This is a genomic window from Peribacillus sp. Bi96 (assembly GCF_918698115.1).
In the GTDB taxonomy this organism is placed as follows: Bacteria; Bacillota; Bacilli; order Bacillales; family DSM-1321; genus Peribacillus.
Window position 1 is genome coordinate 1 of the sequence record NZ_CAKKLV010000029.1, and the last position, 20,517, is coordinate 20,517.

At 40.0% G+C, this 20,517-nt stretch carries 24 protein-coding genes and 2 rRNA genes; 25 read left to right on the forward strand and 1 reads right to left on the reverse strand.

Annotated features, from left to right (window positions below):
- The 13 genes from LQ203_RS23810 to rsmI form a co-directional block, all read left to right on the forward strand.
- Positions 1–127: ribosomal RNA gene (locus LQ203_RS23810) — 23S ribosomal RNA — on the forward strand; the annotation flags it as partial.
- A gap of 64 nt (positions 128–191) precedes the next feature.
- Positions 192–307 (forward strand): 5S ribosomal RNA (gene rrf / locus LQ203_RS23815).
- Between the two features lie 207 nt (positions 308–514).
- On the forward strand, positions 515–730 hold the full coding sequence (locus tag LQ203_RS23820; protein WP_230161974.1) for a sigma factor G inhibitor Gin: 216 nt from the start codon (positions 515–517) through the stop codon (positions 728–730).
- A gap of 209 nt (positions 731–939) precedes the next feature.
- Positions 940–2,394 carry an aminotransferase class I/II-fold pyridoxal phosphate-dependent enzyme gene (locus LQ203_RS23825; RefSeq protein ID WP_230161976.1) on the forward strand — a complete coding sequence of 485 codons (1,455 nt, stop codon included), beginning with the start codon at positions 940–942 and terminating at the stop codon, positions 2,392–2,394.
- Positions 2,395–2,433: 39 nt separating this feature from the next.
- A complete protein-coding gene (gene tmk, locus LQ203_RS23830; protein ID WP_230161978.1) occupies positions 2,434–3,072 on the forward strand; it encodes a dTMP kinase in 639 nt (212 codons plus the stop codon).
- A 94-nt stretch (positions 3,073–3,166) separates the two neighbouring features.
- Entirely contained in the window at positions 3,167–3,496 is a 330-nt protein-coding gene (locus LQ203_RS23835; protein WP_230161980.1) for a cyclic-di-AMP receptor, read from the forward strand.
- A 24-nt stretch (positions 3,497–3,520) separates the two neighbouring features.
- Positions 3,521–3,961, forward strand: coding sequence for a YaaR family protein (locus tag LQ203_RS23840; protein ID WP_230161982.1), 441 nt, complete (start codon positions 3,521–3,523; stop codon positions 3,959–3,961).
- Between the two features lie 14 nt (positions 3,962–3,975).
- Positions 3,976–4,974 (forward strand): DNA polymerase III subunit delta', encoded by a 999-nt coding sequence (gene holB, locus LQ203_RS23845; RefSeq protein WP_230161984.1) that lies wholly within the window; start codon positions 3,976–3,978, stop codon positions 4,972–4,974.
- A 1-nt stretch (position 4,975) separates the two neighbouring features.
- Positions 4,976–5,806 carry a stage 0 sporulation family protein gene (locus LQ203_RS23850; RefSeq protein WP_230161986.1) on the forward strand — a complete coding sequence of 277 codons (831 nt, stop codon included), beginning with the start codon at positions 4,976–4,978 and terminating at the stop codon, positions 5,804–5,806.
- Positions 5,807–5,820: 14 nt separating this feature from the next.
- Positions 5,821–6,195: a DNA replication initiation control protein YabA gene (yabA, locus tag LQ203_RS23855; RefSeq protein WP_230161988.1), complete on the forward strand. Its 375-nt coding sequence runs from the start codon at positions 5,821–5,823 to the stop codon at positions 6,193–6,195.
- A gap of 180 nt (positions 6,196–6,375) precedes the next feature.
- Positions 6,376–7,119 (forward strand): tRNA1(Val) (adenine(37)-N6)-methyltransferase, encoded by a 744-nt coding sequence (locus tag LQ203_RS23860; RefSeq protein WP_230161990.1) that lies wholly within the window; start codon positions 6,376–6,378, stop codon positions 7,117–7,119.
- The gene (locus LQ203_RS23865; protein WP_230161992.1) at positions 7,106–7,366 is read left to right on the forward strand and encodes a GIY-YIG nuclease family protein; all 261 of its coding nucleotides are present in this window, start codon (positions 7,106–7,108) and stop codon (positions 7,364–7,366) included. The genes LQ203_RS23860 and LQ203_RS23865 overlap by 14 nt, the downstream gene beginning before the upstream one ends.
- 1 nt (position 7,367) lies before the next feature.
- The gene (gene rsmI / locus LQ203_RS23870) at positions 7,368–8,249 is read left to right on the forward strand and encodes a 16S rRNA (cytidine(1402)-2'-O)-methyltransferase (RefSeq protein WP_230161994.1); all 882 of its coding nucleotides are present in this window, start codon (positions 7,368–7,370) and stop codon (positions 8,247–8,249) included.
- Positions 8,250–8,312: 63 nt separating this feature from the next.
- On the opposite strand, the gene LQ203_RS23875 is transcribed toward rsmI, so the two are convergent.
- Positions 8,313–8,597, reverse strand: coding sequence for an AbrB/MazE/SpoVT family DNA-binding domain-containing protein (locus LQ203_RS23875; RefSeq protein ID WP_230161996.1), 285 nt, complete (start codon positions 8,595–8,597; stop codon positions 8,313–8,315).
- A 618-nt stretch (positions 8,598–9,215) separates the two neighbouring features.
- Between LQ203_RS23875 and metG the strand changes: the two genes are divergently transcribed.
- The 12 genes from metG (at position 9,216) to spoVG (ending at position 20,212) form a co-directional block, all read left to right on the forward strand.
- Positions 9,216–11,177 carry a methionine--tRNA ligase gene (gene metG, locus LQ203_RS23880; protein ID WP_230161998.1) on the forward strand — a complete coding sequence of 654 codons (1,962 nt, stop codon included), beginning with the start codon at positions 9,216–9,218 and terminating at the stop codon, positions 11,175–11,177.
- A 208-nt stretch (positions 11,178–11,385) separates the two neighbouring features.
- Positions 11,386–12,153 (forward strand): TatD family hydrolase, encoded by a 768-nt coding sequence (locus tag LQ203_RS23885; protein WP_230162000.1) that lies wholly within the window; start codon positions 11,386–11,388, stop codon positions 12,151–12,153.
- A gap of 278 nt (positions 12,154–12,431) precedes the next feature.
- On the forward strand, positions 12,432–13,586 hold the full coding sequence (locus LQ203_RS23890) for a G5 and 3D domain-containing protein (protein WP_230162002.1): 1,155 nt from the start codon (positions 12,432–12,434) through the stop codon (positions 13,584–13,586).
- A gap of 273 nt (positions 13,587–13,859) precedes the next feature.
- On the forward strand, positions 13,860–14,423 hold the full coding sequence (gene rnmV / locus LQ203_RS23895; protein ID WP_230162004.1) for a ribonuclease M5: 564 nt from the start codon (positions 13,860–13,862) through the stop codon (positions 14,421–14,423).
- Positions 14,416–15,294: a 16S rRNA (adenine(1518)-N(6)/adenine(1519)-N(6))-dimethyltransferase RsmA gene (gene rsmA, locus LQ203_RS23900; protein ID WP_230162006.1), complete on the forward strand. Its 879-nt coding sequence runs from the start codon at positions 14,416–14,418 to the stop codon at positions 15,292–15,294. The genes rnmV and rsmA overlap by 8 nt, the downstream gene beginning before the upstream one ends.
- A gap of 193 nt (positions 15,295–15,487) precedes the next feature.
- Complete coding sequence (gene yabG / locus LQ203_RS23905) at positions 15,488–16,366, forward strand: sporulation peptidase YabG (protein WP_230162008.1); 879 nt, start codon at positions 15,488–15,490, stop codon at positions 16,364–16,366.
- Between the two features lie 312 nt (positions 16,367–16,678).
- Positions 16,679–16,930 (forward strand): biofilm formation stimulator Veg, encoded by a 252-nt coding sequence (gene veg / locus LQ203_RS23910; RefSeq protein WP_034316343.1) that lies wholly within the window; start codon positions 16,679–16,681, stop codon positions 16,928–16,930.
- Positions 16,931–17,080: 150 nt separating this feature from the next.
- Complete coding sequence (locus LQ203_RS23915) at positions 17,081–17,257, forward strand: small, acid-soluble spore protein, alpha/beta type (protein ID WP_230162010.1); 177 nt, start codon at positions 17,081–17,083, stop codon at positions 17,255–17,257.
- Between the two features lie 321 nt (positions 17,258–17,578).
- Complete coding sequence (gene ispE / locus LQ203_RS23920) at positions 17,579–18,448, forward strand: 4-(cytidine 5'-diphospho)-2-C-methyl-D-erythritol kinase (RefSeq protein WP_230162012.1); 870 nt, start codon at positions 17,579–17,581, stop codon at positions 18,446–18,448.
- 61 nt (positions 18,449–18,509) lie between these two features.
- Entirely contained in the window at positions 18,510–19,334 is an 825-nt protein-coding gene (purR, locus tag LQ203_RS23925; RefSeq protein ID WP_230162014.1) for a pur operon repressor, read from the forward strand.
- Between the two features lie 13 nt (positions 19,335–19,347).
- Complete coding sequence (locus tag LQ203_RS23930; RefSeq protein WP_230162016.1) at positions 19,348–19,722, forward strand: RidA family protein; 375 nt, start codon at positions 19,348–19,350, stop codon at positions 19,720–19,722.
- Between the two features lie 193 nt (positions 19,723–19,915).
- A complete protein-coding gene (gene spoVG, locus LQ203_RS23935; protein ID WP_034316332.1) occupies positions 19,916–20,212 on the forward strand; it encodes a septation regulator SpoVG in 297 nt (98 codons plus the stop codon).
- Positions 20,213–20,517: the final 305 nt, after the last annotated feature.

Sequence of the window (20,517 nt, forward strand, 5' to 3'; positions counted from 1 at the left end):
TCAAGATGAGATTTCCCATGGCGCAAGCTAGTAAGATCCCTGAAAGATGATCAGGTTGATAGGTCAGAGGTGGAAGCGTGGCGACATGTGGAGCTGACTGATACTAATAGATCGAGGACTTAACCAACGCTTTTTGAAAAATGAAATACCTTCTTATTATCTAGTTTTGAAGGAACAACGTTCCTGATATGTTTGGTGACGATAGCGAAGAGGTCACACCCGTTCCCATTCCGAACACGGCAGTTAAGCTCTTCAGCGCCGATGGTAGTTGGGGGGTTCCCCCTGTGAGAGTAGGACGCCGCCAAGCCATTTTAAAGATCAGCCATCCGGCTGGTCTTTTTTCGTTAAAAAAAAGAAAAACCAGTAGTTATAGTGGTTTTTTCAATTATGGAAACTTTTATAGAGACATACACGTATTGAAAATCTTCATCATACATTGTTAAAAGCAGCCCCGGTTCTCTTAAACTATTTAAACTAATGTATGCGAACGATGGTTTTTGGGGAGAATGCAGGTATGGAGGTGGAGATGTTGGCAACAACAACCAAAACAACGGCAGGGGAATCGTGCGTGGTTTGTGAACAAATAAAAGGGATGGGAATACATCTATATACGACCTTTATTTGTGAGGAATGTGAAAGGGATATGATCGGCACGGATACAAATGATCCCCGGTACAAATATTACTTAAAGCAATTAAGAAAAATCACTAATCCTGAAATATTTTCATGAAAAAATAGTTTATGGAAAGTTGGAGAGTCAGAGAATGAAGGAATGGATTGTTTCCTCATTCTCTGACTCTTTTTTTGGATGAATGCTGCGTATCCAACTTATGTTTTCATATTTTCCCTGCATAATTGCCTTTCTGTCACCGCAATATGAGATAAATTTGAACTTATTTGATAAAATAATAAAATACTATGATTTGAGGGAAGAGAAAAATGAATCAATCACAGACACCGTTGTTCGATGCAATGAGTGATTTTTATAAAAAAAAACCAATATCCCTTCATGTTCCAGGACATAAAAATGGACAGGTGTTCAGTAAAAAAGGGCAATTTCTATATAACCCACTGCTTGGTTTGGATGCTACAGAGATAAACGGTTTAGATGACCTGCATGCTCCAGAAGGGGCCATTTTAAAGTCTGAGCAACTACTCGCTGATTTATATGGTGTACAGAGGAGTTATTTTCTGGTTAATGGGTCAACCGTAGGTAACATTGCGATGATCCTTGCGGTCTGCCGTGAAGGAGATAAGGTACTCGTTCAAAGAAACTGCCATAAATCGATCTTACATGGTTTGATGTTAGCGAATGTTCAACCGATCTTTTTACAACCGGACTTTTATGAGAAATGGGACATTGCTGGCAGTGTAGGATCAAAATTAATGGAAGAAGCCTTAGGTGTCCATCCTGATGTAAAAGCCATTATTGTAACCTATCCGAATTATTATGGTCTCGGTGAGGATTTGACGGAAATCGTGAGACTTGCCCATCAAAGGGGAATCCCTGTGCTGGTAGACGAGGCACATGGCGCTCATTTTCAGTTAGGAAGTCCTTTTCCTAAATCAGCTATATTGGCAGGTGCAGATGCCGTTGTTCATTCAGCACATAAAACATTGCCGGCTATGACGATGGGGTCATATCTTCATCTCAATTCATCCTTAGTTGCTGCCGATGAAGTATCGTTCTATTTACAAATGCTTCAGTCGAGCAGTCCATCTTACCCAATTATGGGATCGCTCGATTTAGCAAGAGCCTACTTAGCCTCTTTTACATCAGAAGATAAAAATAGCCTAATTAAAAAGATAGTAGGTTTCAGAGGTGAATTAGCCGCTCTACAATCAATAAGAGTATTAGAGGCGCCACCAGGCACTTCAGCAGACCCATTGAAAGTCGTCATTCAATCAACAATGGGTTTAAGTGGTTTTGAGTTACAGCAGTTGTGTGAAGCCAAAGGTATTTTTACAGAATTAGCTGATCCTAATAATGTGTTAATGATTTTGCCTTTATTAAAGATGGGTACCGATTTCCCTTTTTCTGAAATCGTCCAAAATATAAAAAACGCCACTAAAGACAGAACTGGAAGCTGGAAAGCAAATCAAGTTGTTAGCTTGCTTGATGAAAGGTCAATGACGGGTCTTGAAATGCCATACTCCGTCATGAAACAAAAAAAATCGAGACCGGCCGCATTGAGAAGTGCCATAGGTAAGGTATCTGCCGAGATGGTCATTCCTTATCCTCCGGGAATCCCTTTAATTATGTCCGGGGAAATGATTACTGCTGAGCATATAACCAACTTAAGGAGGCTGCTTGACCTGGGATCCAGGTTTCATGGCGGTTCCTCCCTTTCAAACGGAGAATTAATCGTTTATGAAAGCGGTCAGGATGGTTAAAATGATATACTACAAACAAAGAACCTTGGAGGTACATCGATGAAACGCGGTATTTTTATAACAATGGAAGGGCCTGAGGGTGCTGGGAAAACAACAATCACCCAAATGCTAGGCAAGGCCCTCCAACAAGAAGGCTACCAAGTCCTATTAACACGTGAGCCAGGAGGAGTTCCCATTTCGGAGCAAATTAGGGAGGTTATCTTGAATAAAGCGAATACAGCTATGGACTCGAGAACAGAGGCTTTATTATACGCCGCAGCAAGACGTCAGCATTTAGTGGAAGTGGTCATGCCGGAGTTGGAACGAGGGGGAATAGTCCTCTGTGACCGATTTATAGATAGCTCGTTAGCCTATCAAGGCCATGCAAGGGGCTTGGATATAGAAGAGGTTTACAATATCAATAAATTCGCAATTGGAGACATGATGCCGGATGCCACGTTCTTTTTTGACATCATGCCTGAAGAAGGATTGAGGCGCATCCAATCCAATAGAGAACGGGAAGTGAACCGGTTGGACCTTGAAGCACTGGACTTCCATAAAAAAGTATATGACGGGTATCAGTTCATTATAAATAGATGGAAGGACCGTTTCATTATCGTGGATGCAGGCCGGACAATTGATGAAGTTTTTGAAGAATCGAAAGCCGGCTTGTTAAACATTTTAGAAAAAAAGTATTGATTACCATATTATTCAACGGGATACTATTCCGGGCATGGACTAGTTGCTATAATAGAGATATGAAAAAATTCAGAGTAACCGGAGGATGATGAGAATGAAAATGATCATTGCTGTCGTTCAAGATAAGGATAGTCATCGGCTGCTGAATGAATTAGTAGAAAATAATTTTGGAACAACCAAGCTTGCCAGCACTGGCGGGTTTTTAAAATCAGGTAATACGACATTTATGATCGGTACAGAGGATGAACGTGTTGAACAAGCTATCCAGATCATCAAACAAAATTGTCAGTCACGATCCCAGTTAGTGTCACCTGTTTCACCGATGGGCGGGAATGCCGAGTCCTACGTACCTTACCCAGTGGAGATACAAGTAGGCGGTGCAACCATATTTGTACTACCGGTTGAAAACTTTTTACAATTTTAACGGTTAGCTGCATGGAGGTTCATTATGAAAATCAACCATGATATCCCCATTAAGTTGGATAAAGCGAGACAAGATGCCAAACAGTTCCAAACAGGAAACGGGAGATTTCAACAACTGGTCCAGACACAGGATCAAAAAATGCAAATCCAAACTTTAAACCGTTTGATAGGCGACATTGAAGGGGCTGGCCAGCGTTTAGTTCGGTCACGTACTTTTAGGGAATTGGCAAAATATAAAGCACTAGTGAAACGGTTTGTTAAGGAAGCGGTCGATTATGGACTGGAACTGAAGCAATCGACGAGCTGGAACCAATATGGTCAGAGCCGGCCATTGAAAACCGTAGAAACGATAGATGCAAGACTAGTCGAATTAAGCGAGGAAATTCTTAATAAAGAGAAAAGCTCGCTTGAAATATTAGAAATGATTGGTGAAATTAAAGGGCTTCTGATTAATTTATATACGTAAGTGAGTTGATGGTTTTGGATAAAACATGGCAGGATATGAGTCAAATTCAGCCACAGGTAATGACGATGCTGCAAAATAGCATAACGAAGAACAGAGTCGCTCATGCGTATTTATTTGAAGGGGAAAAAGGGACAGGTAAGCAAGAAATAAGTAAAACCTTTGCCAAAAGCTTACTATGCGAAGCACCAAAAGCAGGTTATGAGCCATGCGAACTTTGCAGGAATTGCAAACGGATTTCAAGTGGAAATCATCCTGATGTCCATTTGATAGAAAAAGATGGACTCTCAATAAAGAAGGAACAAATTAAAGAGCTTCAAGAAGAATTTTCGAAAAAAAGCGTAGAGGCCGATCGAAAGGTTTATATGATTGCCGATGCGGACAAAATGTCGGTTGGGGCAGCCAACAGTCTATTGAAATTTTTAGAGGAGCCCTCGGCCGGTACGGTGGCAATATTGATGACCGAACAGCTTCAGAGGATTCTGCCGACTATATTATCAAGGTGTCAAGTGATTTCGTTCAAGCCATTATCCCCGGAGAATGTGAAACGGAAGCTGGTAGAACAGGATTTAGAGCCACAGCTTGCTTCGGTTATCGCGCATATAACACAGAATGTGGAAGCCGGAATCGAGCTAAGCAATGATGAATGGTTTGTACAAGCTCAAAAAATAGTGGTAAAATTATATGAAGTGTTAAAACTCAATTCATTGAAGGCCTTGTTGTACCTTCAGACGGATTGGTTTCCACACTTCCAAGAAAGAGAACAGGTAGACAGAGGTCTTGATTTGTTACTTCTTATATATAAGGATTTATTATACATTCAGTTGGACAAAAAGGACTTCGTTGTATTCCAGAATAAACTGAAGGAATTTGAAACTCACGCTCTTCATCTTTCCCCAAGACGCCTTGCTGAACATATGGTGTGTATTTTGGAAGCAAAAAGAAAGCTGATGTCCAACACGAATCCACAGCTGTTGATGGAACAGCTTGTGCTGAATTTGCAGGAGGGATCATGATTTGTATGATGTTGTAGGTGTCCGTTTTAAAAAAGCGGGCAAAATATACTACTTTGATCCGGGTGAATTCGCTATTCCTAAGGACGATTTTGTAATAGTGGAGACTGTCCGCGGTGTTGAATTCGGTAGAGTTGTTACAGCCCGTAAGCAAGTAGATGAAAACGATGTTGTCCTGCCATTGAAAAAGGTACTACGGGTCGCTGATGCAAAAGATAAGCTTATTGTTGATGAGAACAAGGCAGCTGCAGAAGAGGCTTACTCTATATGTTGTCAAAAAGTCGTTGAGCATAAGCTGGATATGAAGCTAGTAGATGTGTCATATACTTTCGACAGAAATAAAGTCGTATTTTATTTTACAGCGGATGGTCGCGTGGATTTCCGTGATTTAGTAAAGGATTTAGCTGCCATATTCAGAACTCGGATAGAACTGCGCCAAATTGGGGTAAGGGATGAGGCAAAGATGCTTGGTGGCATTGGACCATGTGGCAGAATGCTTTGCTGCTCCACATTTCTTGGAGATTTTGAACCCGTTTCCATCAAAATGGCGAAGGATCAAAATTTATCATTAAACCCTACAAAAATCTCAGGGTTATGCGGTCGATTGATGTGCTGTCTGAAATATGAAAATGATGAGTATGAAAGTGCGAAGGAAATGCTTCCTGATTTAGGTGAAATGATTAATACGCCTGGTGGCAAAGGCAAAGTAGTGGGGCTTAATATTCTAGAACGCGTACTTCAGATTGAACTAATCGAGCAGGAAAGAGTATTAGAGTATACTCTAGATGAGATTCTAAAAGAGGGAGCCGTTTCTATTCAAGCCACAGATTATTAAGGTGGTGGGAGAGCGTGGATAAGAAAGATATTTTTGAGTCGGTGACCAATATGGAAACCCAGATAGGCCAATTATATAAGCAGCTTGGAGAATTGAAGCAGAACTTAGCTGAAATTCTTGAGGAAAATCAGTCGCTCAAGCTGGAAAACGAGCACTTGCGTAATCGGTTAGGCCTTGTGGAAGTCGAAACTGCGCCTGCTACAGTAAAGGTTAAACAAAAAGTGAAAAACCGTACTGCTAGTGCGGACAAGGTTATGGATATCGGGGAAGGCTATGATAATTTAGCCCGTATCTATCAAGAAGGCTTCCATATTTGTAATCTGCATTTCGGCAGTTTACGAAAAGAAGGAGATTGCCTGTTCTGTTTATCTTTTTTAAATAAGAAGTGATAATGGAATAATATAAAAGAATGTTCCATCTCTTTTACGTGATAGATAGACCGTTTACAATATATAGTGATTCGGGGTCTGACGCATACTATGAGTCAGGCCCCTTTTTTGTACGATACAAATGTCGAAGCATGGGCCCTAAGCATGCTTTTTCTATACATAAATAGGAGGGTAACAGCAATGGTAGAACTTAAAGGAGACGAACGTCTGGATTATCTATTGGCCGAGAATTTAAGGATCATCCAGAGTCCATCGGTGTTCTCTTTTTCATTAGATGCCGTTTTATTATCGAGGTTCGTGAATGTTCCGATTCAAAAAGGGAAAATCGTGGATCTTTGCTCAGGGAATGGGGTCATACCATTGCTGCTGAGTACAAGAACGAAAGGGACAATTACGGGTGTTGAGATTCAAGAGCGTTTATATGACATGGCCCAGAGGAGCATGGACTATAATGGCGTATCTTCCCAGATCGAGATGGTTCATGGAGATATAAAAGAGATTCCAAAGCAGATAGGGTATAGCAAATATGATGTGGTTACTTGCAATCCACCCTATTTTCCGACGCCATCAATCGAGGAAATTAACAAAAATGAGCATTTTGCAATTGCCCGGCATGAAATCATGTGTAATCTTGAGGACGTCATGCGTGTTTCAAGTCAGTTGCTTCGTCAAGGGGGGAAAGCCGCATTCGTTCATAGACCTGGCCGCCTGATGGATATCCTGCGTTTAATGAGGATGTATAGGATTGAGCCGAAGCGACTACAATTCGTTTATCCCAAAAGCTCGAAAGAAGCAAATACGATTCTTATTGAAGGGATAAAGGATGGGAACCCTGATTTAAAGATTCTTCCTCCCCTTGTTGTGTATAATGATCAAAATGATTATAATCCTGAAATCAGAAGGATTTTGTATGGAGAGGAATAAGCATTATTTTTATGTTTTAAAATGCAGGGACGGCAGCTATTACGCTGGGTATACAAATAACTTGGATCGTAGAATAGATGCTCATAATCAAGGCAAGGGGGCAAAGTATACGAGAGGGCGGACCCCCGTTGAATTGATTCATCATGAAATATTTGAAACCCAGACATTGGCCATGCAGGCTGAATATCAGTTTAAGCAACTGACAAGAAAACAAAAACAAAAGTGGATGGCAAAGGAGGATACATGATATGTGGCAGCAAAAGAGTTTTGAAAAAGAGGGATTGGAGCCAGCTCTATATCTGGTTCCTACCCCGATAGGAAACCTTGAGGATATGAGCTTTAGGGCTTTAAGAATCTTAAAGGAAGCGGATGTCATTGCTGCTGAGGACACGCGAAACACAAAGAAATTATGTAATTACTTCGAAATTTCGACACCTATCGTCAGTTATCATGAACATAATAAGGAATATAGCGGGAAGCAGATGCTAGAGAGGCTTCGATCAGGAGAGGTCATCGCATTGGTAAGTGATGCTGGTTTGCCGACGATTTCCGATCCGGGATATGAACTGGTCAAGGATGCGATTGCTGAGCAGTTTAAAGTCATACCGTTGCCGGGGGCAAATGCTGCATTAACGGCATTGATTGCATCGGGACTCGCTCCACAGCCTTTTTACTTTTATGGATTTTTACAGCGGGGTGCTAAAGAAAAAAAGAAAGAACTGGAAAAGTTAAAAAAGGTTGAATCGACATGGATCGTTTATGAATCGCCACATCGTTTAAAAGAAACATTAAAACACATGCAAGACATTCTAGGCGACCGTCGTATAGTATTATGCCGCGAATTAACTAAGAAATTTGAAGAGTTCATTCGGGGGACGGTAGGTGAAGCATTGACGTGGGCGATGGAATCCGAGATCCGTGGTGAGTTCTGTTTAATAGTAGAAGGTGGGCAATGGTCGGAGGACGAACCAGAGGAGGCCTGGTGGATGGCCCTTGATTTAGTCGGTCATGTTGATCATTATGTAGAAATCAAGCAGTTCAGTTCAAAGGATGCAATCAAGCAGGTCGCAAAAGATCGTAATATACAAAAACGTGATGTGTATCAAGCGTATCACATTGATATGGAATAATGTTTACGATGGTAAATAAGCAAAAAAAACTTCCGAAAATCGGAAGTTTTTTATTTATATCATTTATTTAGAAGTAGCGAAGTTTTGTTGAATTTCTTGGATTAGTAATTCAGCACCTTCACGACTAAGAATCAATTTACCATTAGCAAGTGTAAGGTTGTTATCGGAAACTTCACCTGTAACTTGGCAAGTCATGTTTGGTTTGTATTTTTTCAAGATGATGCGCTCGTCATCAACATAAATTTCAAGAGCGTCTTTCTCAGCAATTCCCAATGTACGACGAAGTTCAATTGGAATAACGACCCGGCCTAACTCATCAACTTTACGAACAATACCTGTAGATTTCATATTGAAAATTCTCCTCTCAGATTACAATCTAGTACCCTATTTCTATTTTTTTCGTCAATATTCGACAAATTTTTTTATAAATATATAATACCAGCCATTCCCAAATACGTCAATGATTTATTTTCATTTTTTTGTAAAAAAAGAGTATGGCTGCATTTCCAAGGAACAAAAAGGGTTATAAAGAAAAAAAGCGGCGATGCCTTTGTAAATTTTAAAAAATATAGGCTACAAAGAACTACTCGCTTCACCATTATTCGACAAACTGTGCATGTAAGAATATCCTTCTCCTACTCTATTATATGATTAAATACAATTTAGTTTCAAAACAAAAGTTCTGAATTAAGGATAATTCTTCAAAAAAGCTATAACTTGTGAGTTGTTGCACAAAAAAAGAATTTTAGGTATATTTTGTTGAGGTAAGAGGTAATGCTGACATAAGGGATGTTTACCCTTCAGTTTAATTGAAATTTTTATTCTATTAACATGGTGATTTGATTAGTGATTATTGTCGCATAGAATCGTATATAGCGTTAAAATAGAGATAATAGCTTTAAATATAGACTGTAGGTTTTTGGCCAGTCCTAAAGCCAGTTTTTCAAACGATGAGGAGGGAACGAAGTGCAAGATAAATTAAAAACATTTTATATCACGACACCCATATATTATCCGAGTGGTAATTTACATATAGGGCACGCGTATACCACAGTGGCAGGAGATGCCATGGCTCGTTATAAAAGGATGCGTGGCTTTGATGTCATGTATTTAACGGGCACTGATGAACATGGTCAAAAAATCCAGCGCAAAGCCGCTGAAGAAGGAATCACACCGCAGCAATATGTAGATAATATCGTATCGGGGATTAAAGAGCTTTGGGAAAAGCTTGATATATCTTATGATGATTTCATTAGAACTACAGAAGATCGTCATAAAGAGGTTGTAGCGAAAATCTTCAAAAGGCTATTGGATCAGGGTGATATATACTTGGACCAATATGAAGGGTGGTATTGCACACCTTGTGAATCTTTCTTTACTGAACGTCAGGTGGAAGAAAGCAATGGAAACTGTCCAGATTGCGGCAGACCAGTTGAAAAGGTAAAAGAAGAGTCTTATTTCTTTAAGATGAGTAAATATTCGGATCGATTACTGAAGTTTTATGAGGAAAACCCGGGTTTCATTCAACCGGAATCCCGCAAAAACGAAATGATCAATAACTTCATTAAACCTGGATTGGAAGATCTGGCCGTTTCCCGTACGACGTTCGATTGGGGCATCAAGGTGCCAGGTGATCCGAAACATGTCATTTATGTATGGATTGATGCATTGACCAATTATATAACGGCATTAGGATATGGCACGGATAACGATTCTAAATACTTGAATTATTGGCCTGCTGATGTGCATCTGGTCGGAAAGGAAATAGTTCGCTTCCATACTATTTATTGGCCGATCATGTTAATGGCTCTGGATGTACCGCTTCCTAAGAAAGTCTTTGCCCACGGCTGGCTTCTCATGAAAGATGGTAAAATGTCCAAATCAAAAGGAAATGTAGTCGATCCTGTTACATTGATAGATCGATATGGCTTGGATTCTTTACGCTACTACTTGTTGCGTGAAGTTCCCTTTGGTTCTGATGGAGTATTTACGCCGGAGGGCTTTGTAGAACGAATCAATTTTGACTTGGCAAATGATTTAGGGAATTTATTAAACCGGACAGTGGCAATGGTCAATAAGTACTTTGATGGTGTGATTCCAAGTTACCAAGGATCCAATGGCGAATTCGAAAAGGCTTTGCTTGAAATGAATCAAGTTGCGGTAGGCAAGTATGAGGAAGCCATGGAAAACATGGAATTTTCAGTTGCGCTAACATCCATTTGGCAACTTGTGAGCAGAACTAACAAATTCATTGATGAAACTCAGCCATGGACTCTTGCTAAAGATGAATCAAGTAAAGAAGAGCTTGCTAGTGTCATGGTGCATTTGGCGGAATCATTACGCAGGACCGCAATTCTTTTGAAGCCTTTCTTGACGCAAACACCTGAAAAAATCTTTGCACAGCTTAACATCAAGGACGATGTTTTAAAATCTTGGGATAGCTTAGCGGAGTTCGGACAAATTCCTGCTGAAACAAAGGTTTTGAAAGGGGAGCCTATCTTCCCTCGTTTGGACATGGAAGAGGAAGTTTTATATATTAAAGAACAAATGCAGGGTGGAACCCCTAAGGCCGAGGAAAAAGTGGAAGAGACTATTCCAGAGGTTGATGAAATCACTATTGATGACTTTACAAAAGTGGAGCTTCGTGTTGCCCAGGTCATGGAAGTGGAGCCAGTAAAGAAAGCGGATAAGCTTCTTAAACTGCAGCTTGATTTAGGCTATGAGAAACGCCAAGTCGTATCAGGGATTGCACAGCACTATAAACCTGAGGATTTAGTAGGCAAAAAGGTGATTTGTGTAACGAATTTAAAACCTGTTAAGTTGCGTGGCGAGCTCTCTCAAGGAATGATTTTGGCAGGTAGCCAGGATGGAGTGCTCTCAGTGGCTACAATTGATTCAGCGATTCCAAATGGTTCAAAGGTGAAATAAACCCATAAAAACATAAAGGTGTTTCATATGAAACATCTTTATGTTTTTTTCTTTATGCTTTTGGATAAAGTACATGATTATAGGTTTGTTTTTTAGGTTTACAGTCACTTGTGGGGCATATAGGCCCTCTGTAATCTTTTTGTTACCTAAATGTGAAACATAAAACTTTCTTTTTTTAATAAAATAGTGCTAGAGAGGAAGAAGAATAATGTTATTCGACACACACGTTCATCTAAATGCGGAACAATTCAACGAGGATCTGGAAGAGGTCATCAAAAGAGCTAAGGAAGCAGGAGTGAATAATATGGTAGTCGTTGGTTTTGACCGGCCTACCATTACGAGGGCGATGGAATTAATAGAAACTTATGATTTCATGTACGCCGCAGTCGGATGGCATCCTGTGGATGCTATAGATATGACAGAAGAGGATTTACTATGGATCGAGGAATTATCCAATCATCCAAAGGTTGTGGCCATTGGTGAGATGGGTCTTGACTATCATTGGGATAAATCACCGAAAGATGTTCAAATGGAGGTTTTCAGGAAGCAAATCCGATTGGCGAAAAAGGTGGGGCTGCCCATCATCATCCATAATCGGGAAGCGACCGCGGATATCGTGAACATATTAAAGGAAGAAGAGGCATCTTTGGTGGGAGGCATCATGCATTGCTTTAGCGGAAGTGCAGAAACAGCCTTGGAATGTATTAATATGAATTTCTATATTTCATTGGGTGGCCCCGTTACCTTTAAAAATGCAAAAAAACCTAAAGAGGTGGCAGCAGCCGTACCTTTAGACCGGTTATTGATTGAAACAGATTGTCCATATTTAGCGCCCCATCCTTATAGAGGGAAACGTAATGAACCTTCCTATGTGAAGCTTGTTGCAGAACAAATTGCTGAAATCAAACAACTCCCGATAGAGGTAATTTCCCAGGCAACAACGGAAAATGCCAAGAAATTATTCGGCATTAACTGACAGTTTTTTTTACAATATTCCCCGGGGTTCGCTAGCTAAAATCGCATTTTTTAAGATTTCTACAAATCTCACACCATTTATAGGGTTATTATGTCGAGAAGTCACCCTTTCCTTTTCAATGCGGAATATGCATAATAGGTAGTAATTTCCTAAATGAGAAGTGAATGGGTTGACAGCTTGATAACTATGTCTATATAATCACCGGGAGGAAGGAGGAGTTTTTCATTCTATTAAAAACTATGAAAAACCTTATTCCCAAACCTTTTGGGAAGAAGAGAATGGCAATTGCCATATGCAGTGCGATTCTTGTTTCTACAGCATTGGGAATACTAATCTATCAAGGAACAAAGCATACAGTTACAATAATGCTAGACGGAAAAAAACAGGTAGTGCGGACACACGCATCTACTGTAAATGATATGTTGAAAGATTTAGAGATTACCGTTCAAGCCGCAGACTATGTCCACCCATCAAGAGACAGCAAGGTCGATGATAATTTAGAGGTGGTCTGGAAGCCTGCGCAAAAAATCGTCATGGTCGAAGATGGCAAGGCAAAGGAAGTTTGGTCAACTACCGATACGGTAGGCGAACTTTTAAAAGAACAAGATCTTAATATAAAGGATCAGGATAAGATCACGCCTTCCAAAAATACGAAGCTGGAAGCGAATATGGAAGTTGCCATAGACAAAGCCTTTTCACTGAAATTAGTGGTGGGTGGAGACGAAAAACAGGTATGGTCAACTTCGACTACTGTCGCTGACTTTTTAAAGCAACAAGGAGTAAAACTCAATGATTTGGATCGAGTTGAGCCAGAATTAGCCGAAAAAGTTGAAGCTGAGAATACGGTAAACGTTATTCGAATTGAAAAAGTCACCGATGTAGTGGAAGAACCAGTTGACTTTGCTGTCATAACTAAAAAAGATGACTCCTTATCAAAAGGGAAAGAGAAAGTTGTCAAAGAAGGAAAAGACGGACTCATTTCTAAGAAGTATGAAGTTATTAAAGAAAATGGCAAAGAGGTCAAAAGAGAATTACTTTCAGAGAAAGTAGTTCATAAAAAGCAGGATAAGGTTGTAACGGTCGGAAATCAAACGACGGTTGCCCAAGCATCACGCGGAGTAACCAACGTTAGTTCTACAAATGGAAAAGAAATATATGTATCATCAACGGCTTATACTGCAAGTTGTAAGGGCTGTTCCGGTGTCACGTCTACAGGCGTAGATCTTAAGAGTAATCCAGGTGCGAAAATCATTGCTGTCGATCCAAGCGTAATTCCTTTGGGTTCGAAAGTCTATGTAGAGGGATATGGCTATGCAGTAGCTGCTGACAAAGGTGGAGCAATAAAGGGAAATAGGATAGATGTCTTCTTTTCCTCAAAAAATGATGCATATCGCTGGGGTGTAAAGAAAGTAAAGGTTCGCGTATTGAACTAATAAGGTTTCTCTCGCAGGAGATGAATTCGTCTCCTGTTTTTTGACGTTTTATTTTCCATTTGTTGAAAAACCCTATGTAAAACTGTTTTAATAAGATAGACGTATCAATATTCCATAAGAGTTCATTATAGGTGAATTTTCATAAATGATGTTGGCTGGAGTGAATTCCTATCCTACAAGTTTAATAAGAAAAGGGTAGGTATTTTTAAGAGGACCAGTTACATTTATTACGAGCTAATCAAAGCGCTTGCGCTTTTCTGTATGGAGGAAAATATGAAAAAGATTAAAGAAATTATTGTTGTAGAAGGTAAAGACGATACGGTAGCGATAAAAAGGGCTGTTAATGCTGATACAATAGAAACGAACGGTTCTGCTGTGAATGAATCCTGTATCGAGCAGGTGAGACTTGCACAGAGGACACGAGGAGCCATCATTTTCACAGATCCTGATTTTCCTGGTCAAAAAATCAGGAATATAATTTCAGAACAAGTAAAGGGCTGTAAACACGCCTTTTTAACGAAGAAGGAAGCCCTTCCTAAGTCAGGTAGAGGGATAGGTGTGGAGCATGCTTCCCCCGAGGCCATTCGTAATGCCTTGAAGGACGCACAGTTAATGGATGAAGAGGCTGCAGAAGAGATTTCACAGCAGGATTTAATAGATGCAGGTTTAATTGGAGGATCGGGTGCCAAGGAACGAAGGGAAAGACTTGGATCTATTTTGAAAATCGGATTTACGAATGGTAAACAGTTATATAAGAGACTAAAAATGTTCCAAATATCAACTGAGGCTTTTTATGAAGCAATGGTACAGATAAATCAGGAGGAAAAACATGAATAAAGATATTGCAACCCCTGTCAGAACGAAAGATATACTAAAGAAGTACGGATTCTCCTTTAAAAAGAGCTTAGGCCAAAACTTTTTAATTGATACGAATATCTTGAAGCGTATTGTCGAACATGCAAATTTGACAGAGGAAAGCGGCGCCATTGAAATCGGGCCTGGGATCGGCGCATTGACGGAACAACTAGCGAAAAGCAGCAAAAAGGTTACGGCCTTTGAGATCGATCAGCGTTTACTGCCCATCTTATCGGATACACTGTCCCCTTATGACAACGTGAACATCATTCACGGAGATGTTCTAAAAGCGGATGTTAAGAAGGTCATTGAGGAGGAATTCGCTGGCTTTTCGGACTTGATGGTTGTTGCAAATCTGCCTTACTATGTCACGACACCCATTATTTTAAAGCTATTATCTGAGGACCTTCCCATTAGAGGCATCGTGTGCATGCTGCAAAAGGAAGTCGCCGATCGAATTGCCGCTAAACCTGGGACAAAGGAATACGGTTCGTTATCCATTGCCATTCAATATTATACCGAAGCGGAAACAGTGATGATCGTACCCAAAACGGTATTCATGCCTCAACCTAATGTCGATTCAGCTGTAATACGCCTTACTAGACGAGTTAAGCCAATCGTTGAAGTCCTGGATGAGGATTTCTTGTTCACTGTGACCAGGGCGAGCTTCGCGCAGCGCCGGAAAACGATTTTAAACAACTTAACCAGTCAGCTGCCAGATGGTAAATCAAAAAAAGAACTCGTACTTGCTGCTCTCGAGGCTTCGGATGTAGATCCATCCAGACGCGGTGAAACACTGAGCATAGAAGAATTTGGCCGCTTAAGTGATGCGTTATTGCCAAATTTTAAATGAAGAATAAGTAGAAAAAGTCAAAGTCGGAACGGGATTACTCCCAACTTCCGGCTTTTTTTTGTTCTGGATATGACTTTCATGAATGGAAATGTAGTCAATCCCCATCTTTCACCATTCAAGAATGGTTCGCATAACTTAAGAATGAAAATAAACTAGGGCAGGCTGAAAATAAGTCTTCTCATGGGGTGGGGCCATGAATATTCAAATAAACGATATTGTTGGTCGGGTTTCTTATAAATGCGACCTGGTGTTCCGGGTAATTGATATCCGGGATGTAGATGGAAGACGTGAAGCGATTCTTTATGGGGAAGATTTCCGATTGATTGCAGATGCACCTTTTCAGGATTTAATGATCATAAATGATAATGAAAGAAGTGACCGACAAAGGTCCAATGAGGTACTACAAGAACAATCTTACCGCTTATTAACACAAGATCTTGAGCTGCAACAACAAAAAAACGGATATCAATCCAGTAATGGTTACCGGTATAGCGGTGAATATTTTCAGATACCAGGCAGGGTCCTCCATGTTGATGGGGATGCGTCTTACTTAAGGAAATGCCTGGATCTATATCAGAAATTCAGTATTCCGGTCAATGGTGTCTATTGCAGTGAAAAGGAAATGCCCCAAAGAATCGGGGGGCTGTTGGATCATTATAGGCCGGATATCCTTGTTGTGACAGGTCATGATGCCTATTCAAAATCAAAAGGACCAATGTCCGATATCAATGCTTACCGTCACTCCAAGGACTTTGTACAGACAGTTAGAGAAGCGAGAAGGAAGGTTTCACATTTAGACCAATTGATAATATTTGCAGGAGCTTGTCAATCTCATTTTGAGTCGCTGATCCAAGCTGGGGCAAATTTTGCAAGCTCGCCTTCCCGTGTCAATATTCATGCTCTAGATCCAGTATATATTGTTGGAAAGGTAAGCTTTACGCCTTTTACTGAGCATATTCATGTATGGGATGTCCTTCGGAATACATTAACAGGAGAGAAGGGGTTAGGCGGAATTGAGACAAAAGGTGTGTTACGGACCGGTCTGCCTTTCAGGCCATTTCAGGAAGAATGAACGAGCTGCATTTTGAAATAATGCAGCTTGCTTTTAACGTGTTGGAGTTCGGATATACTCAAAAAAATCGAGCTTTTTTGAGGAGTAACGACACGAAATGATGTTTTAATTACGAAAATTCGGCTTGATTAAAATGAAATAGTTCGTTTACATAATTTTTCATTTCCCAGGATATAATAAAATTGTTCGCGATTTTGCCGGATTTCAGATAAAAATATATTGACTGCATTTTTAAGTACTGATATAATTTATTATTTTGTTTGCGTATATTTGTGAATTGTGATATACTTAACTTAGTGAGGTGGACCGAAAATGCCAAAAACTCTAGCTGATATTAAAACTGCACTTGATTCAAACCTAGGCAAAAGATTGCTTTTAAAAGCAAACGGTGGAAGAAGAAAGACTGTAGAACGTTTTGGAACTTTGGCGGAAACTTATCCGGCTGTTTTTGTAATTGAGCTCGACCAAGATGAAAATGCGTTTGAAAGAGTATCTTACAGCTATGCGGATGTTTTAACGGAAACCGTGGAACTAACATTTTTAAACAAACAACAAGAGATGTAACTTAGACGAGGCAGTGAACAATTATGTTTGCTGCTTTTTGTTTTGTATAAATTACCTGAGCGGCCCAATATAGGCGTAAAAAGGATGTAATGAAATAGCGTATGATGCAAACACTAGGCATGTGACAGCATGTGAAAGGGGTTGCTTCGCTTGAGCAGGAAAAAAGGGATTATGTCAGATGGTCTTAAAGAAGAATTGGCAAAAGAACTTGGATTTTACGATGTTGTCCAAAAAGAAGGCTGGGGAGGAATCCGAGCCAAAGACGCAGGTAACATGGTAAAACTTGCTATCGAAAAAGCACAACGTCAATTAGTGAACAAAGAGTAAGATAACACTTAATTGTATCATGCTGTCCTTGTGAACGAAGCCGGACTCTTTATATAATGTATAGCACTATTCATTTTTGCTTACATTGTAAATAAGGAGTCTGGTTTTTTTATGTATCGGGTAATGCTATATGGGTATGTAGCAAGTCTTTTGGGTTGCAGGAACGAGCTGCTCTCCCATGTACCTACATGTGTCTATTCTCCTCTAAAGGCCAATCTTAGCTTGAATACATTGAAATTACGATGAAAAAACCTTTAGAATATAAACAAATATGATAGAATAGGACAAGAACTTTTAAGAACGTTAAAGTAGGTGGACATATTGAAGCTTATGGAAAAAGCCCCGGCTAAAATTAATTTGGCTTTGGATGTGCTTTTCAAACGGCCTGATGGGTATCATGAAGTGGAAATGATCATGACGACAGTCGACCTTGCCGATAGAATTGAACTAAAGGAAATAAAGGGAAACCAAATTAAAATTCTATCCCATAATCGATTTGTTCCGGATGATCATCGTAATTTAGCTTATCAAGCCGCTTTTATTCTAAAGGAACGTTTTGGGATCAATAAAGGTGTTTCTATAACTATAGAGAAAAATATACCAGTAGCGGCGGGACTTGCTGGTGGAAGCAGTGATGCCGCAGCTACCTTGAGAGGCTTAAATAGACTGTGGAAGCTTGGTCTTTCCATGGATGAGCTTGCGGAAATAGGAGCCGAAATTGGCTCGGATGTGTCATTTTGTGTCTATGGAGGAACGGCATTGGCCAGAGGGCGCGGGGAAAAAATCACGCATCTTCCTGCACCGCCAAAATGCTGGGTCATCTTGGCCAAACCGACAATCGGTGTTTCTACGGCCGATATATACAAAAGGCTCCAAGTATCAAAAATGGAGCATCCGGATGTACCTGGAATGATTTCGGCTATTAACGAAAACAGTTACGAGGATGTATGTCAGGGTTTGGGCAATGTTCTAGAGCAAGTGACATTGCAGTTATACCCGGAAGTTGCGAATATTAAAGATCAAATGAAGACATTTGGAGCAGACTCGGTCTTAATGAGCGGAAGTGGTCCGACCGTTTTTGGTTTAGTGGAACATGATTCGCGCATGCAAAGGATTTATAACGGACTTCGGGGATTCTGTGATCAAGTCTATGCGGTTCGCTTATTAGGTGATCGAAACAACCTTGAATAGATACGTACATTAGTGGTATAGTTGCATTATAATATTCGGAATTCACAAAGGGGGTGTCTCAATGAAATTTCGTCGCAGCGAGAGGCTAGTCGATATGACCAATTATTTATTAGAACATCCAGGGGAACTTGTTTCGCTGACATATTTTGCTGAAAGGTATAGTTCGGCAAAGTCATCGATCAGTGAAGATTTGACAATCATCAAAGATACCTTTGAACAACGTGGGATAGGATCTTTAACGACCGTTCCAGGTGCAGCGGGCGGAGTGAAGTATATTGTTTCCATCAAGGAAGATGAAGCTAATGCCTTCATTGACGGATTATGCAAAACAATTGCCAGTCCCGAAAGGTTACTCCCTGGCGGCTATCTATATATGACAGACATATTAGGGCATCCGCAAACCGTGAATAAGGTTGGAAGGATAATCGCTTCTATGTATGCCAAGAAAAATGTCTCAGTCATAATGACAATGGCAACTAAAGGTATATCATTAGCATACGCCGTGGCAAATTATTTGAATGTTCCAGTTGTCATTGTAAGAAGGAATAATAAAGTAACGGAAGGTTCCACAGTGAGCATCAATTATGTTTCTGGATCTTCAAAGAGAATTCAGACCATGGTACTCTCTAAGAGAAGTTTGGTTGAGGGTTCGAATGTATTAATTGTAGATGATTTCATGAAAGCTGGGGGTACCATTAATGGTATGGTCAGTTTATTGGATGAATTTAAGGCAACAGTTGCCGGAATTGCGGTTCTGGTCGAATCAGAACATACGGAAGAATGTCTTGTCGAGGACTATGTTTCATTAATCAAGTTGACTCAGGTGGTCGAAAGAGACAAAAAAATCAATGTCAGTCGAGGAAATTACTTTTTGAAAAATGAATAGGGGGAATCATTTCATGAAAACGATACATACGAATGAAGCACCGGCAGCGATCGGCCCATACTCACAAGGTGTGATCGTCGATAAGTTATTTTTCAGTTCAGGACAAATCCCACTTACTGCTTCTGGTGAATTGGTAACGGGCAATGTTAAGGAACAGACACACCAGGTCTTTCAGAATCTCCAAGCTGTATTGAAAGAAGCGGGAGCCTCATTAGAATCGGTCATTAAAGCTACGGTATTCATTAAAAGCATGGATGATTTCGGTTCGATTAATGAAGTTTACGGTGAATATTTTTCTAGTCACAAACCTGCCCGCTCTTGTGTAGAGGTAGCACGACTTCCTAAAGATGTACTTGTGGAAATTGAAGTGATTGCGCTCGTTAAATAAACGGGCGTTTTTTTTGTTCTTTCAGGGGAATTCATAATGGGTAATTTTTCTGTAAGAAAAGGGTGTTTTCTATTATTTTTGAAAACTAGGCTGAATTTTCTAAAAAACTTACAGATAATAGAAGGAGTTCACGTTTTTTTGTTGAATATGTACTTTAAGTTTTAACAACAACAAAAAGGGATGGTGAGCTTAAATGGAAGTAACTGACGTAAGATTACGCCGTGTGAATACGGACGGTCGTATGAGAGCTATCGCATCAATTACACTGGATAATGAATTTGTGGTTCATGATATTCGTGTGATCGACGGAAACAATGGTTTATTTGTAGCAATGCCAAGTAAACGAACTCCAGATGGAGAATTCCGGGATATCGCTCATCCAATCAATTCATCTACACGCGGGAAAATTCAAGAAGCTGTCTTAACAGAATATCACCGATTGGGAGAACTTGAAACTGAACTAGAGGAAGCTGGAGCTGGAGCTTCTTAATTGACTATACTTTCAACCTTTAAATTTATAATTCGTGCACCTAGAGCCTACTTCATAAGTAGTGCTCTTTTTTATTTTATTCGGAAAGGATCGGTTTAGAACATATCACTTTTTCAGACAAGTTACGCCTTATTTGGAGTAAAATGTAATATCTGCGATGCATCTTCAAAAGTTTAAATACCCAATCTTTTTATTTTTCAAACCCTTTTAAACGTCTTGATTTTACAATCTTTGTAAGTGTGGGATTGCGTAATCCTTATTAGTGAAGGTCTCTTATCAGCTAGTCATCGAAATAAAATGGAAAA